Origin of the sequence: Propioniciclava tarda (assembly GCF_900182665.1) — a bacterium.
Lineage (GTDB): Bacteria > Actinomycetota > Actinomycetes > Propionibacteriales > Propionibacteriaceae > Propioniciclava > Propioniciclava tarda.
On the sequence record NZ_FXTL01000007.1, the window covers coordinates 96,931 to 111,319 of the forward strand.

Annotated in this window: 14 protein-coding genes and 1 tRNA gene; 5 read left to right on the forward strand and 10 right to left on the reverse strand. The window is 67.8% G+C overall.

From position 1 onward, the window contains the following. Nucleotides 1–19: 19 nt before the first annotated feature. Nucleotides 20–1,687 (forward strand): glucose-6-phosphate isomerase, encoded by a 1,668-nt coding sequence (gene pgi / locus FN821_RS07350; RefSeq protein ID WP_131171999.1) that lies wholly within the window; start codon nucleotides 20–22, stop codon nucleotides 1,685–1,687. A gap of 194 nt (nucleotides 1,688–1,881) precedes the next feature. After that, nucleotides 1,882–2,547, forward strand: coding sequence for a SanA/YdcF family protein (locus tag FN821_RS07355; protein ID WP_165489287.1), 666 nt, complete (start codon nucleotides 1,882–1,884; stop codon nucleotides 2,545–2,547). Here the strand turns inward: FN821_RS07355 and FN821_RS07360 are convergent. Beyond that, complete coding sequence (locus tag FN821_RS07360; protein WP_131171997.1) at nucleotides 2,536–3,339, reverse strand: HAD hydrolase family protein; 804 nt, start codon at nucleotides 3,337–3,339, stop codon at nucleotides 2,536–2,538. The two genes, FN821_RS07355 and FN821_RS07360, sit on opposite strands and share 12 nt — an antisense overlap. A gap of 62 nt (nucleotides 3,340–3,401) precedes the next feature. Between FN821_RS07360 and argS the strand changes: the two genes are divergently transcribed. Both argS and FN821_RS07370 read left to right on the forward strand, forming a co-directional pair. Next, nucleotides 3,402–5,039: an arginine--tRNA ligase gene (argS, locus tag FN821_RS07365; protein WP_131171996.1), complete on the forward strand. Its 1,638-nt coding sequence runs from the start codon at nucleotides 3,402–3,404 to the stop codon at nucleotides 5,037–5,039. A 377-nt stretch (nucleotides 5,040–5,416) separates the two neighbouring features. Beyond that, nucleotides 5,417–5,617 (forward strand): hypothetical protein, encoded by a 201-nt coding sequence (locus FN821_RS07370; RefSeq protein ID WP_131171995.1) that lies wholly within the window; start codon nucleotides 5,417–5,419, stop codon nucleotides 5,615–5,617. Between the two features lie 20 nt (nucleotides 5,618–5,637). Here FN821_RS07370 and ppgK read toward each other — a convergent pair whose 3' ends face one another. The 4 genes from ppgK to FN821_RS07390 are packed head-to-tail and all read right to left on the reverse strand — an operon-like array spanning nucleotide 5,638 to nucleotide 9,209. Continuing rightward, nucleotides 5,638–6,417 (reverse strand): polyphosphate--glucose phosphotransferase, encoded by a 780-nt coding sequence (gene ppgK / locus FN821_RS07375; protein ID WP_131171994.1) that lies wholly within the window; start codon nucleotides 6,415–6,417, stop codon nucleotides 5,638–5,640. Continuing rightward, nucleotides 6,410–7,999, reverse strand: a complete 1,590-nt coding sequence (locus FN821_RS07380) for a PH domain-containing protein (RefSeq protein WP_131171993.1) — start codon at nucleotides 7,997–7,999, stop codon at nucleotides 6,410–6,412. Before FN821_RS07380 ends, ppgK begins: the two co-directional genes overlap by 8 nt. After that, on the reverse strand, nucleotides 7,996–8,502 hold the full coding sequence (locus FN821_RS07385) for a PH domain-containing protein (protein WP_131171992.1): 507 nt from the start codon (nucleotides 8,500–8,502) through the stop codon (nucleotides 7,996–7,998). Before FN821_RS07385 ends, FN821_RS07380 begins: the two co-directional genes overlap by 4 nt. 59 nt (nucleotides 8,503–8,561) lie before the next feature. Beyond that, nucleotides 8,562–9,209 carry a DUF1707 SHOCT-like domain-containing protein gene (locus tag FN821_RS07390; protein WP_131171991.1) on the reverse strand — a complete coding sequence of 216 codons (648 nt, stop codon included), beginning with the start codon at nucleotides 9,207–9,209 and terminating at the stop codon, nucleotides 8,562–8,564. Between the two features lie 110 nt (nucleotides 9,210–9,319). Between FN821_RS07390 and FN821_RS07395 the strand changes: the two genes are divergently transcribed. Further along, nucleotides 9,320–9,393: transfer RNA gene (locus FN821_RS07395), tRNA-Gly, on the forward strand. 15 nt (nucleotides 9,394–9,408) lie between these two features. Here FN821_RS07395 and FN821_RS07400 read toward each other — a convergent pair. From FN821_RS07400 to FN821_RS07420, 5 genes are all read right to left on the reverse strand, one after another. Next, complete coding sequence (locus FN821_RS07400) at nucleotides 9,409–10,074, reverse strand: site-specific integrase (RefSeq protein ID WP_131171990.1); 666 nt, start codon at nucleotides 10,072–10,074, stop codon at nucleotides 9,409–9,411. 134 nt (nucleotides 10,075–10,208) lie between these two features. Beyond that, the gene (locus FN821_RS07405; protein WP_131171989.1) at nucleotides 10,209–10,700 is read right to left on the reverse strand and encodes a hypothetical protein; all 492 of its coding nucleotides are present in this window, start codon (nucleotides 10,698–10,700) and stop codon (nucleotides 10,209–10,211) included. Nucleotides 10,701–11,065: 365 nt separating this feature from the next. Beyond that, complete coding sequence (locus FN821_RS07410) at nucleotides 11,066–11,977, reverse strand: TIGR04255 family protein (RefSeq protein WP_131171988.1); 912 nt, start codon at nucleotides 11,975–11,977, stop codon at nucleotides 11,066–11,068. A gap of 75 nt (nucleotides 11,978–12,052) precedes the next feature. Beyond that, on the reverse strand, nucleotides 12,053–12,946 hold the full coding sequence (locus FN821_RS07415) for a restriction endonuclease (protein WP_206662040.1): 894 nt from the start codon (nucleotides 12,944–12,946) through the stop codon (nucleotides 12,053–12,055). Between the two features lie 338 nt (nucleotides 12,947–13,284). Next, nucleotides 13,285–14,376: a calcium:cation antiporter gene (locus tag FN821_RS07420; protein WP_131171987.1), complete on the reverse strand. Its 1,092-nt coding sequence runs from the start codon at nucleotides 14,374–14,376 to the stop codon at nucleotides 13,285–13,287. Nucleotides 14,377–14,389 lie beyond the last annotated feature (13 nt).

Sequence of the window (14,389 nt, forward strand, 5' to 3'; positions counted from 1 at the left end):
ACGTCGTTAGGCTGCGTTCATGACTGTTGACGTGACGAAGACCGCAGCCTGGGCAGATCTGGCCGCCCTGCACGCTTCCTTCACCCCCGACCTGCGCGGCTGGTTCGCCGAGGACGCCGACCGCGCCGCCCGCTTCACCCGCACGGCGGGCGACCTCCACGTCGACCTGTCCAAGAACTTCCTCACCGACGAGGTGCTGGACGCCTTGGTTGCCCTCGCCGACGAGGTCGACCTGGCCGGACGCCGCGACGCCATGTACCGCGGCGATCGCATCAACGTCACCGAAAATCGATCGGTCCTGCACACGGCGCTGCGGCGTCCGAAGACCGACGAACTCGTGGTCGAGGGACAAGACGTGATCGCCGACGTCCACGAGGTGCTGGATCGCATGTACGCCTTCGCCGACAAGGTGCGCTCGGGCGAGTGGAGGGGCATCACCGGCAAGCCGATCGACACGATCATCAACATCGGTATCGGCGGCTCGGACCTTGGCCCGGTCATGGTCTACGAGGCCCTCAAGCCGTCTGTGCAGGACGGCCTGCGGTGCCGCTTCATCTCCAACATCGACCCGAGCGACGTCTACGAGAAGACGGCGGACGCCGACCCTGAAACCACGCTGTTCATCGTCGCCTCGAAGACGTTCACCACGCTCGAGACCATCACGAACGCGAAGATGGCCCGTTGGTGGCTGTTGAACTCGCTCCGCGGACGCGACATCGTCACCGACGCCGCCTCGCAAGCGCAGGCCATCGCCAAGCACTTCGTGGCGGTGTCCACGGCGCTCGACAAGGTCGAGGCGTTCGGGATCGATCCGGCCAACGCGTTCGGCTTCTGGGACTGGGTCGGCGGACGCTACTCGGTCGACTCGGCCGTGGGCCTGCCGGTCTGCATCGCGATCGGCCCTCAGAACTTCGCCGACTTCCTGGCAGGCTTCAACGCGATCGACCGCCACTTCGCGGAGACGCCTTGGGCGCAGAACGTGCCTGCCCTGATGGGCCTGCTCAACGTCTGGTACGTGAACTTCTTCGGCGCCGAGTCGCACGCGGTCCTGCCGTATGCGCAGTACCTGCACCGGTTCGCGGCCTACCTGCAGCAGCTGACGATGGAGTCCAACGGCAAGGGCGTCCGGGCCGACGGGACGCCCGTTACGACCGCCACCGGCGAGATCTTCTGGGGCGAGCCGGGCACCAACGGCCAGCACGCCTTCTACCAGCTGATCCACCAGGGCACCCGCCTGATCCCGGCTGACTTCATCGCGGTCGCGACGCCGGCGCATCCGATCTCGGCCGACGGACGTGACGTCCACGAGCTCTTCCTCGCCAACTTCCTGGCCCAGACGAAGGCGCTGGCCTTCGGCAAGACCGCCGACGAGGTGCGGGCCGAAGGGGTCGCCGAGGCCCTGGTCAGCGCGAAGGTGTTCAAGGGCAACCGGCCCACGACGTCGATCATGGCTGCGGCGCTGACGCCGTCGGTGGTCGGCCAGCTGATCGCGCTGTACGAACACATCACGTTCGTGCAGGGCGTGGTCTGGGGGATCGACAGCTTCGATCAGTGGGGCGTCGAGCTCGGCAAGGTGCTCGCGAACCAGATCGCGCCGGCCATCTCGTCGGACGACTCGGCGCTCGCCGCCCAGGACGGCTCGACCCGTGGGCTGATCGAGTTCTACCGGGCGAACCGGGGTCGCTGACCCGTCCGGGTCAGGACCCGACCATGAAGGTGCAGTAGTTCCCGGCGACATGCCCTGCAGCCCCAGGCTGCTGAAGCACGCCTCGATGAGGGGACAGTCGTGCACGACGGAGGTGAGCTGGACGATCCAGTTCGTCGTGACCCCGGGGGTGAAGATCAATGGGGGGACGCCGCCGGCTGGGTAGCCTGGTCGCCATGCCCTTCCCCAGACCGGTCCGCGTTGCCCTCGGGCTCTGCGTCCTCGGTGCGCTGAGCATCGCCGCGAGCGTCGGGGGAGCCGCGGCGTGGGCGTCCCACTCGTCCGAAGGACGCCTGCAGACCGTCGCCGGCGTCGAGCCCCACGACGTCGCGATCGTCCTCGGCGCCGAGGTGCTGTCGGACGGGACGCCGGCCAAGTTCACCGCCGCCCGCCTCGACGTCGCGATCAAGCTGTACAAGGCGGGCAAGGCGAAAGTGCTCGTGGTCAGCGGAAATAACTCCGCGGAGCATCACCGCGAGACCACGAACATGCGCCGCTACCTGGTCGCGCGCGGCGTCCCGTCCGCGAAGATCGTCGAGGACGCCGCCGGCAACGACACCTACGACACCTGCATCCGGGCCCGCAACACGTTCGGGATCACGTCGGCCATCCTGGTCTCGCAGACGTACCACCTACCCCGCGCCATCACCGCCTGCCGCAGCCTCGGGGTGGACGCCGTCGGCGTCGGTGATTCGTCGGTCGCGAAGCTGCGCTTCTGGCGGACGGGCGTCCTGCGCGAGTATCCGGCCAACGTGAAGCTGGCACTCGACGTGCTGAGAGGCGCGGGTCCCGAGGTTGCCGAGCCGCCGTCCAGGGCCGTGGCTGACGCTCTAGGCCGGTAATCCCAACGCTCGGAGGTGGCCGAGCGCCGCGTCCAGATCGGGGCAGGCGAACCGCGCCTGGCCGAGTGCGGCGTGGGTGAGGGCGTACGGCGTCAGCGGGGGCATGCACAGCGCAACTCCGGCCCGCGACAGCATGCCGAGATCGTTCTCGCCGTCGCCGATCGCGATGGCGTCGGCCCAGTCGACGCCGAGGTCCCCGAGGACGAAATCGCCGCCCTTCGTGGCCGCCGACTCGGCGTGGACGACGTCGTAGTAGCCCGGGTAGGACGAGACCACCGTCAGGCTCGGATCGGACCTGAGGCCCTCGATCACGGCGCGCTGGGCGGGGCTCGTTTCGAAGATCAGCATTTTGATGACCCCGGCGACCTGGTCGAGCGGCAGCACGGTGGGGTGGACGAGCGTCATGGACGAGTCCTGACGGACCATCGGCGTCGCATCGTCTTCGACGAACCAGTCGGACGCCGTGTACAGCCAGACCTCCATGCCGGCGGCCCGGCCGCGGGCCAGGACGGACGCGACGACGGCGTCCGAGAGGTGACGTTCGCCGATGTCGACCCAGCCGTGCGGCGTCCGGCGTTGGGCCGCCGACCCGCTGCCGCCGGCCACGTGCGTCACCATCGGCAGATCGGACGCCGTCCGCCGCAGGGAGCCAACCGTGCGTCCGGAGCACAGCGCTACCGGGACGCGGGCCGCGGCGAGGGCGTCCAGCAGGGCGAGCGCGCCCGGCTTGAAACCGGACTCGTCGCGCAGCGTTCCGTCGACGTCGATCAGGGCGGCTCCGAACGTGCGCACGCGTCCTCCTTGGGGTCGGTCCCCAACCTAGCCGCAGCGCTGAGCGTGAGAGAATGCCGACCATGTTGTCACTGCCCTCGTTGCTCACCTCGCGTGTCGAAGCCGCCGCCGGGATCGATCCGGAGATGCGTCCGGCGACCAAGCCGCAGTTCGGCCACTTTCAGAGCAACGTGGCGCTGCGCCTGGCGAAGTCCGAGGGACGCCCTCCGCGCGAGGTCGCGGCGCGGCTCGTGGCCGAGATCGACGTCGCCGACCTGTGCGAGCCGCTCGAGATCGCGGGGCCGGGCTTCATCAACGTCCGGATCAAGGCGTCCGTGCTGGCGCAGGTGGCGTCCGAGCTGATGAACGACCCGAACACAGGCATTGACAAGGCCGAACGCCCTGAGGTCGTCGTGATCGACTATTCGGCGCCGAACGTGGCCAAGCCGATGCACGTGGGCAACCTGCGCTCGACGATTATCGGCGACTGCTTCAACCGGGTGCTGACCGCGCAGGGCCACCGGGTGATCCCGCAGAACCACATCGGCGACTGGGGCACCCAGTTCGGAATGCTGGTCGAGCAGATCTTGTTCGAGGGCGCGGACGCCTCCGCGATGACCCTGGACGACTCTGTCGCGCTCTACCGGCGGGCGCAGGCGCACTTCAAGGACGACGCCGACTGGGCGGACGCCGCCCGCCGCCGGGTGGTCGCGCTGCAGTCGGGCGACCCGCAGACCCGCGAGATCTGGCAGCAGTTGATCGAGGTCAGCAAGTTGGGCTTCAACGAGGCGTACGACCGGCTCGGCGTCCTGCTGACCGACGAGCACCTGGCGGGGGAGTCCATCTACAACGCCGATCTGCCGGCCGTCGCTGCCGACCTGGAGGCGCGCGGCATCGGCGTCATCGATGACGGCGCGCTGTGCGTCTACGTCGACGGCATGGACGCCCCCATGATCGTCCGCAAGAGCGACGGCGGCTTCGGCTACGGCGCGACGGACCTAGCGGCGATCCGTTACCGCATGGGCACGCTGCACGCCGATCGGCTCATCTACGTCGTCGGCATGCCGCAGGCGTTCCACTTCGAGCAGGTGTTCGGGGTGGCCCGGAAGGCGGGCTACCTGCCGGACGGCGTCCGGGCTGAGCATGTCGGCTTCGGATCGGTGCTGGGCGCGGACGGCAAGATGCTGCGGACCCGTGAAGGTGGCACCGTCACGCTCACCTACCTGCTCGACCAGGCGGAGGAGGTCGCGGCGCGTCCGGTGGCGATGGCGGCGATCAAGTACTCGGATCTGTCGAACTCGCTCCACAAGGACTACGTCTTCGACCTCGATCGGATGACGGCGACCACGGGCAACACGGGGCCGTACCTGCAGTACGCGCACGCTCGGGCGTCCCGGATTCTGCGCAACGCGGCGGAGTTGGGGCTCACGGTGCCCGCGGCGGTCACGGTGCTGGACGCCCCCGAGGAGCAGGCGCTGGCGCTGCTGCTGTCGCGGTTCGGCGAGGTGGTGGCCGAGGTCGGCGAGAACCTGCAGCCGCACAAGCTGTGCGCCTATCTGTACGACCTCGCCACGGCGATGAGCGTCTTCTACGAGCAGTGCCCGGTGCTGAAGTCGGACGGCGAGGTGCGCGCGTCCAGGTTGGCGCTGTGCGCGACGACCAAGAAGGTGCTCGCGGTGGGCCTGGGCCTGTTAGGCATCGAGGCGCCGGACGCCATGTGAGGGGTTCATTGCTGCGCAGTTAGCGCTCGACGCGTGAATCGTGCAGCAATGAAGCACGCGTGTGGGCCGGGCTATCCACGGATTCGCCCTGGGTGACACCAAACAGCGGTCGGCGCCCCCTGTGGAGGGGACCTTCCTACCCGAGAGGGATCCCCATGGCCCCGCCGTTTCCGACCCACCCTGGCCAGCGCGGCCTCGCGACAGGACGCCAACTGGCCGCTGCGGGGTGGAGCGCCTCAGCGGTCCATCACCTGACCCGATCTGGACGCCAGATCCTTCCTGAGACGCGGAGCGGTTCGGCGAGGTGCGGGCGGCGCGCGCACGTGGCCTCACGATCCACGCGCTCGAAGAGGGACTGACCCTTGCGATCCGTGTGCATGCCGAGCTCACCTCGGGACGGCACAACAGCACTCGTGGCGTCCGTGAAGGCCTCCGCGATGTCGAAGCTGGCGCGTGGTCGGTGCCCGGTGGCGCCGATCACGCTGCGCGATCGACCGTTCGAGTTCCTGGACGCCGTCGCCGCCACCACGCGGCAGCGGACTGCCTTCAAGGCGGCGAGACCTGCGCGCTCAGCGTGACTTCGGCCGCACTGAACCGATTACGTCTTCAGCACGTCCGGATGCTTCAGCCGATCAGCGGCGAGCCAGGCGGCGCCGACGATCCCGGCGGCGTTCCGCAGCTCGGCCGGGACGATCGGGGTATTCAGCTTCAGCAGCGGCAGGAACTTGTCGGAGTTCTTGCTGACACCGCCGCCGACCACGATCAGGTCGGGCCAGAGGTAGAACTCGAGGCGGCTGTAGTACTCCTGCAGCCGCGGCGCCCACTGCTCGAACGTGAGCCCCTCGCGCTCGCGCGCGCTGGCCGCGGTCGAGGGCTCGCAGTCGGCGCCGTTGATCTCGATGTGGCCGAGCTCGACGTTGGGCACCAGGACGCCCTTGTTGATCACGGCCGTGCCGATGCCGGTGCCGAGCGTGGTGAGCACGACGAGTCCCGGGTGGCCCTTGGCCGCCCCGTAGTGCACCTCGGCGACGCCAGCGGCGTCCGCGTCGTTGACGAGGAAGATGTCGCGACCCAAGGCATCCTCGAAGATCCGCTCGGCGGGGGCGTTGATCCAGGACTTGTCGATGTTGGCGGCCGTCCGGGTGACGCCGTGGGTGACCACGGCCGGGATGGTGATGCCGATGGGTCCGTCGTCCAGACCCTCCGCGAAGTGGTCGACGAGCTGCTTCACGACGGCCGCCACGTTCTGCGGGGTCGACTCGGCGGGCGTCGGGATGCGCAGCCGGTCCGTCGCGAACTCGCCCTTCTTGAGGTCGACGAGCGCCCCCTTGATGCCTGATCCGCCGATGTCGATGCCGAGAACGTGACGCTTAGCCATGGCTGAACCCTAGCGACTCGCTCGCACCCTCGGCAGGGGTGTCGAGGGTCGGCATCGCCCTTTGTCGGGACTGCCGGGCGCGGTCCAGTTCCGCGAACGCGAACTCGGACGCCGCCGGCTCGGCCATGACGGTGGTCGCGGCACGGAACACGTCCGAGGTGTGCACTTCGATGGTCGCGATCCCCAGCTTTCGGCGGACCGGACCCGTGGTCGTCCGCACCGACTGGACGCGCGCGTGGGGCACCACCCAGGTCGTCCGCGTGAGCCAGCCCGACCGGACGACCAAGACGCGGGCGTCCCAGCCGCAGGCGATGAACCGCCAGCCCAACGGCGAGATCCACCGGGCCGCCCGCGGGCCCGGACGCAACGCGATGGCGTCCAGGTCGACGTCAGGCCACAGCGCCCGAAGCGCCACGTCGACCGCCTGCCGGTTGCCGATGGGCAGCATGATCGAGGACGCCCCCGCGCCGTCCTCGTTGGTGGTGATGCCGCGCAGGCCGAGGAAGGAGAGGTCCACGCGGGCGCGTCCGATCAGGCGCCACAGGACGGGCTCGTGGATCCGGATCGCCTGCACGCGGTGCACGGGCACCGTCTCCGATGTCAGCGAGGTGAGACCCCGGGTGATGCGCAGCCCAGCCGGCGTCTGGGCCAGCGTGTACCGGAACTGGCCGAGCACCCGACTCGACAGGAAGCTGGCGATGGAGATCGCGATCGGCAGGATGCCTCCGCCGATGAGCAGCGGCGTTGCGGTCACCACGCCGATGACCAGGGGGATCGCAGCCGCCAGCACCAGCAACAGCAGCTCGTGCGACAGCGCCGCGCCCAGCACGAGTTCGCCCGCGGGCACGGTCAGCAGGACCCGATCGTGGACGCCGCGGTCGTCCCAGGCGCTCGTCCCGGCCGCCGCCGCAGCCGTCGAGGGGGTGAGCCCGTGCGCCCTCCTCATCAGGAAGTCACGCAGTTCCACGGCCCGCGTCCGGGAGAGGTACTGCAGGCGGACCGGCGCGTCCCCGCCGACGTCGATCGTCACTTCCGCCATGCCGAGCAGCCGCGCCGCGAAGCGCTGCGTGACGTCGACCGACTGGATGCGTTGGTAAGCGATCCGCTTGCTCTCGTGCTCCACGCCCTTGTGTTCCACCCGGAACTCGGACGCCGTCGCGATGAAGCGGGTCGTCCACCAGGTCCACAGGTTCCACGCGACCGACACCAGCCCCACGGCCCCGACGATCAGCAGCCACCAGGGGAACCGTCCGAGGTCGGCCGGAATGATCTCGCCCCGATTCTCGATGAACTGGCGTCCGAAGAAGATGACCATCGCCACGAGCCAGACCCAGACCTGCACGATCGGGGTCAGCGGGTGCGGTCGTTCTTCGGTGAGCACCGATCCGGACGCCGCGGGCGCGGCCCCGTCCTCGGTCGGCTTCTCGGCCGGCCACGCGGACGCCCGATCCGCCGCGAAGTCGGGTCGGCCGGCGTCCGTGGGCCGCTGCTCCGGGACGGCGCCGTGCACCTGCTCGGCGGGCGAACGGACGCCGGCGGCGTCCGGTGGTAGGAACTCGGGCATCGAATCGGACGGGGTCACAGCCCGGCTCCGCCCGCTTCTGACAGCTCGATCATCCGATCGCGCAGGGCGACGGCGTCCGCGTGGGGGAGGCCGGGGATGGTGGCGCGCGACTGGACGGCGGCGGTGATCAGCTGCACGTTGGCGAGGCCCTGCGACCGCAGCAGCGGACCCGAGCTGACCTCGACCATCTGCAGACGGCCGAACGGGATGACCGTGAGTTCCCGCGTCCAGAGCCCGTGTGTGATGCACAGGTCGCTGTCACGTTCGGCCCAGCCCCACGAGCGGACCCAGCGCCCCGCCCGGACGACCCGCCACGCCGTCCACGCCAGTCCGACCCCGGCGATCACGGCGGTCAGCCAGGTGAGCTGCAGCGCGATCCAAGACGCCGCCGCGGCCACGCACCAGAACACAAGGCTCGTGAGCAGCGCGGACAGCCGCCTCACGACCACGTACCGCGGCGAAAGAGACCGCCACGCGGCGTTGTCGGGGCGGAACAGTGAGTCGGGCGTCGATTCGGTCACGACTCAACCGTACGGGAGGCGCGTCGCGGGCCCCTACCGACCGGTGGCCAGCCGAAGGTCTACCGACGCTCGGGCTGCGCGGGGGGCGTCCGGCGCGGTTTGGCCTTGACGCTAACGCCGCCGAAGAGGCACATGCCGCGGAGCCGGACGGTGGGCGCCCCCGGAACCGGGGACGCGTCCTTGACGTCGGACCCGCCGAAGATGCTGATCACCTGGTTCTCGACCCGGACGCCCTCGGGCACGATGACCGTGAGACCGCCGAACAGGCAGGCGAGGTCGATGTCGATGACCGGGGACGTGAAGGTGGCGTCCCGCATGTCGAGTTCGGTGCCGCCGAAGAGGGTGAGGCTCATGATCTGGGCCGGGATGAACCACTGACCCTTGCGTGACGTTCCGCCGAAGATCGACAGGGCGAAGCCGTTGCCGTCGCTGGGACGGGGTGCGCCGAACGTCCAGGACGCTGGCGCGGACGCCCGGGCGACCGCGAGGTCCTGGGTGAGGGGGACGAGGTCGCCCACCGTCTTCGCGTTCATCGCCGCCGACAACCGGTCGGCGTGCTCGTCGACGGTGAGGCGTCCTTCGGCATAGGCCTGGGCGAGGACGCCGGCGACAACGTCCCGATCGGCGTCCGATGCCCGCAACGAGGGCGACGGCTGGCCGGGGCGGTAGGGATCAGGGACAGCGGGCCAGGGGCCGGGGGCGGTCATGGCCCAAGAGTAACGTCCGCCGCCGAACAGGCGAGTGCTGCGCAGGCTCCGGACGCCGGGGCCGGTTTGCCTGGACGTCGGCGCGGGCGGCTAAACTAGGGCGACGCCTGGCGGGCGTAGCTCAATGGTAGAGCGCCAGCTTCCCAAGCTGGACACGCGGGTTCGATTCCCGTCGCCCGCTCCAATCGAACAGTGCTTGTCACTGTGCATTTTCCCCCGGTCCTGATCCGTGGCCGGCAACCTCGCCCGGGCCGCCGTGCCCATACCGTGCCCAATGGGTGCCCAACTGGGCCTCCGCGAGCTCGTCCATGCCCTGCGCGATGGCACGGTCACGGTCGGCCGTCCGGTGCTGGTAGACGAGTGCCGCGTGGAGGTTCGCGTGCCCCATCCGGCCCATCAGCTCGCGCGTGCTCGCCCCGGTCATCGACGCCAGGTGGTTGCCCGTGTGCCGCAGGTCGTGGACGCGGTAACCCGACAGACCGGCCCCGGCGAGGGCCCGCTTCCACACCCGGGCGAAGTTCGCCCGCAGGGGAGTGGCGCTTTGGGGGCCGACGAACACCCTGCCAGCAGGGCCGGCCTCGGCGAACGTGTCGAAGTGCTCACGGATGGCCGGAACCAAGGAGGTCGGCAGGCTCACTCGACGCACCCCGGCTGCCGTCTTCGGTTCCTTGATCGACAGCTTCGATCCGATCTCCGAGACCGCCCGACTGACTTGGACCGTGGCGGCGTCCAGGTCGAAGTCGGACTTCCGGAGCCCGAGCAGCTCGCCCCACCGCAGCGACCCGAACACCGCGAGCAACACGAGCAGCCGATAACGGGGCTCGATCGCCTCGGCCAGCCGGCCCACCTCCTCGAGGGTCAGCACCGGCTTGGTGAATCTACCTCTACAAGATCAAGGCGCCGGCTCCGCCGGCGCACGCTGCGGTCCGCTCCTCGCTCCGCTGCGGTGCGGTCCTCGCGTTCGTCCATGAGGCAAGGGCGGAGCCGAGCGCGTCTGACCTACGACGGGAGCTCGCTTTCGCTCTCCTGCAAACCCTCAGGGAGGCCCACGCGCATCATGAATCGACCGTAAGCCTGAGCGAGCGCTTCCCGGTATGGACTCATCAACTCCAGCCGTCGGGCGTGGACCGCATCCTGCTTGGGCACGCTGAACAGATGCCTAAAGTTGACGACGCTCCACTCATCAAGGCTTCCAGGGCAGGGCGGTAGCAGGAAGTCCGGTATCGACTGCTGGCGCACGAGGTTCGTCCGGTATGCCGCCTGTCGATACTGCGGCCATTTCCCGATTACGTACTCATACGGGTGGACCGCTGCGACAAGTAGAGACGTCTGGGCGCCCTTCGGAATATCGCAAGACTGGGTGAGTACGATCACGTTGAGAGTAGTGACAGATAGCTTCCAGGCGTCATTCTCGCGACGCGGCGTGGCAAGATCGTGACTGAGAAGGATGTCTCCTTGCTGAAGTTCGCTCTGATCAGTGACCTCCCGCATCCATATCGGCGCCATTCTACATCTCCGACCAAAAATCGGAAGTAGGTGAGTAATCCATCGCATTGGAGGAATCTCGAGAAAGCTCGAAGTCAACATCTGCTCCTAGAAGCAGGGAGTCCAGATTTGGCTCATCCTCAACCTCGAACCATCCGTGTGGGACCGACTTCGGAACCGTCTGGCTCGTCTTAAAGAGCAGTTCTCTCAATCGCAGTTCAAGGAGATTCAGGTCCCATGAGCCAGGGAATTGGGCGGAGCTGGCAGTTGGGCGCCAAGATGGGGGCGCAGGGGGCGCGAGGGGAGCGATCGGGGCGAACGCGATCAGGGCCGAGGCAACCGCGATGGGCAGCTTGGTGGCGAGTGACCCGTCAGTTTTCGCCATCGAATAGACTCCTTGTCCTGTCAGTGATCCTGGCCTCGAACTCCCTATTCTCCTCGTTCTTCAACTCATCAGCGATAGCGAGGATTTCATCAAGGTTCGACGTCTGGCAAGGCCGCTTGAAATCGAGATCCAAGAGGAACTGGTTGTTGGTGCCGCCATCCTGAGGCTCCAGCGACGCGAATGCGATACGGGCGGTCGTTTCATTTGGCAATGCGGACTCCACCTGCGAGATGAACGACCTAAATGGCGCCTTGCCTCCAAGGGCGGTTGGCACCGGAACGGTGAAGTATTCGTCCGTGTCAACGGCGCCAGAGGGTATGACTATGCGGTTGATGTATCTGATCGATACGCTTCGGTATCCCCGCTGATCCCCATAGATCTCCTTCGTCAGATCGACCAACTGCTCTAGGCGCCCCCGTAGTTCCGGCCACTGGTGATAGGGTCGACGCGTCCCAACGACCTGGAATCGATCACTCAAGATCGCGAAGCGGTTGAAGGTTGCATCTTTGAAAATGAATCGAGTCGCGCCTTGCTGCAGAGTTAACCCAATCATCTCCGTTTGGTCCTGCCCCACCGATGCACTCATCTGTTGTTGAGCCTCTGGCGTGGTCGGGTAGATACCCCGGAGTGTGGCGTACGCGAGCCCGGGGGTGGCCACTGTCCATTCAACAGGGGCGTCCAACTCGAGCTGAAAAATCGCCTCTTCGATTGGTGGGTTCGCGTACCGTCGCCCAGGTGTGTACCCCGACATGCAACCCCTTCCAGTGCAAGTAGTCTCAACTCTACCCGGGATGTCGAGGTGTGCTGTCCGACTCGGCCACCGCGAGTCGTGCCCAGGCGACAGATCGACGAGGGGGCAAGTCCCCTTATGGGTTCTGGACCGGCCGCTGGGATCCATGGACTCCGTAGTCGACGTGACTCTTCTACGGGTCGGGAGCCCTTCGCAAGGAAAAGGGGAGTCCTAGGGTTCGCATCACTCGAATCTGTTGAACCAGTCCCCGTCCACCTGGATCACGCTGCGCAGGCCCAGCTTCTGCTCGTTGACGAGCATCGCAAGTCGTTCACCGTCGATGAGGTCCACCGTAGGAGCGGTGACGATAGCTGCCCTGCGGGCCGGTTCTGTGAACTTCCCCAGGGTGACGAGGATGGCACGCTCCGCACCCTTGGTCTGGGCGTCCCTCTGGAAGAGAGCAACCACCTCGCGACCGACCGGCTTGCCGTTGGGGTCATACCGCTTGACCTGGACAGCAACCCGGGACGACAGGACGGGACTCAGCGGCGCCGTGCCAATGCCGTCGATACCCTCGTCGCCGCTTCCACCGACGCGCTCGAGCTCCACGCCGTACAGCCTGAGCAGGTACAGGACGAACTCCTCGAAACCGTCAGGGCTCAGTCGGTGGAGTCGTGCCAGCAGGACATCCTGCCATCGTTCGGCGACAGGAGCGCCCTGTTCGGCCGCCAATATGGCCTCCTCCTCGTCGATGTCATCGACGACCTCCTCGGTGTCGACAGAGACGCCGGCAGCGGCCTTCTCCTTCACGCGCTTCGGCCGATTGCGACGGAACTCGCGGTCCAACTCCAACGCGCGCCGCTGGCCCTCGGCCGAGGGCATCGCGAGCAGTTCCTTGCCCAAGGCGGTCACCAAGAAGACGCCCCGCTTGGGGCTCTCAAGTGCCCCGATGAGCTTGGCGTAGGAGCGTGCCCACTGGACGCGCTCCAGATAGACGGACGACTCGGGCCGATTGGCGTGCGCGACCGCGAGCATCTCATCGGTCGGGGCCAAGTCCTCCAACACCTGGGTCGTGATCTCACGAGCCGTGGCAGATCCACCCAGCTTCGAAACCGCTCGCACGGTTGGCAGGATCAAGTCGGAGTAGGCCGGCAGGTCATCGGAGTGCACCATCCCACCCTCCCACAGGGATAATGGGAACGAGCGCATCGCCGGTGCCGGGCAGGTCGAAACCCCATCGAAGCCGGGGCAAGCGGACGACATCCAAGACGTTGCCAAATCGAACAGGTTGCCAAAGTCGTGCCCAAAGCGGTAGCCGGACGTGGCCGCGACGGGTGCCCAGAGGACACAGATGCAAGGCGTTCGAGGGGTGCCCGCGGTCAGGTGTTCCATCTTCCCAAGCTGGACACGCGGGTTCGATTCCCGTCGCCCGCTCCGATGACGGCCTCGCGAACGCGCGAGGCCCTTTGCCTTTGTCAGGGCGACGCGGCCAGGAACACGTACGCCGCGAAGATGACCAGATGGACGCCGGCCTGCAGACGCGACGCGCGTCCGGGCACGACCGTGAGGATCGACACGAGGCAGGTCAGGGCGAGCAGGGCCAGGTGGATGGGCTCGAGCCCCAGGTGCAACGGGGTCGGGTAGACCGTCGAGACGACCGCCAACACCGGGATCGTGAGTCCGATGGACGCCACGGCCGATCCGTAGGCCAGGTTGAAGCTCGTCTGGACGCGGTCGCGGGCGGCCGCGCGTCCGGCGGCCAGCGTTTCCGGAGCCAACACCAGCAACGCGATCACCACGCCGACGAACGAGGCCGGCAGGCCCAGCGCGGCCAGGCCGTCCTCGATGGCGTGCGTCTCGACCTTGGCGAGGCCGACGACCGCGACGAGGGACGCCACCAGCATCCCCACGCTCACCAGCGTCTCGCGGTCTGTCGGCCGGTGGCCGTGATCGTCCCCGGCGTCCACCTGCTGGCCGCTCGAGTCGACCGGCAGGAAGTAGTCGCGATGTGACTTGGTCTGCGTCAGGACGAACAAGACGTAGAGGGCCAACGAGGCGACCGCGGCGAAGCCTAACTGGGCCGGCGTGTAGGTCGGTCCAGGGTTGGCGGTGAAGTTCGGCAGCACCATGGTCACGGTGGCCAGCGTCATCACGGCGGCCAACATCCCGCCGGAGCCCTTGGAGCGGAAGCGTGCTTCGCCGCTACGACCGGCGTTGACCAGGAGTGAGACGCCGACGATCAGGTTCAACGTGATCATCACGGCGGCGAAGACCGTGTCGCGAGCCAGGGTCGGCTGAGCCTTGGGTCCGGACATGGTCATCACGATCAGGCCGACCTCGATGATCGTCACGGCGATGGCCAAGATGATCGAACCGAACGGGTCACCGACCCGGGCGGCGATGACCTCGGCGTGGTGGACGCCGGCCAGCACCGAGCCCGCGAGCAGGACGCCGAGCAACGCGGCCAGGACCCCCGCAGGGGATGACCCCCAGGTGAGGGCCAACGCGATCAGCGCCAGAGGAGGGAGGAGGGTGTGCCACCGGTCGACCGCGCTACGAAATCTCATCGCGGGTCATCCT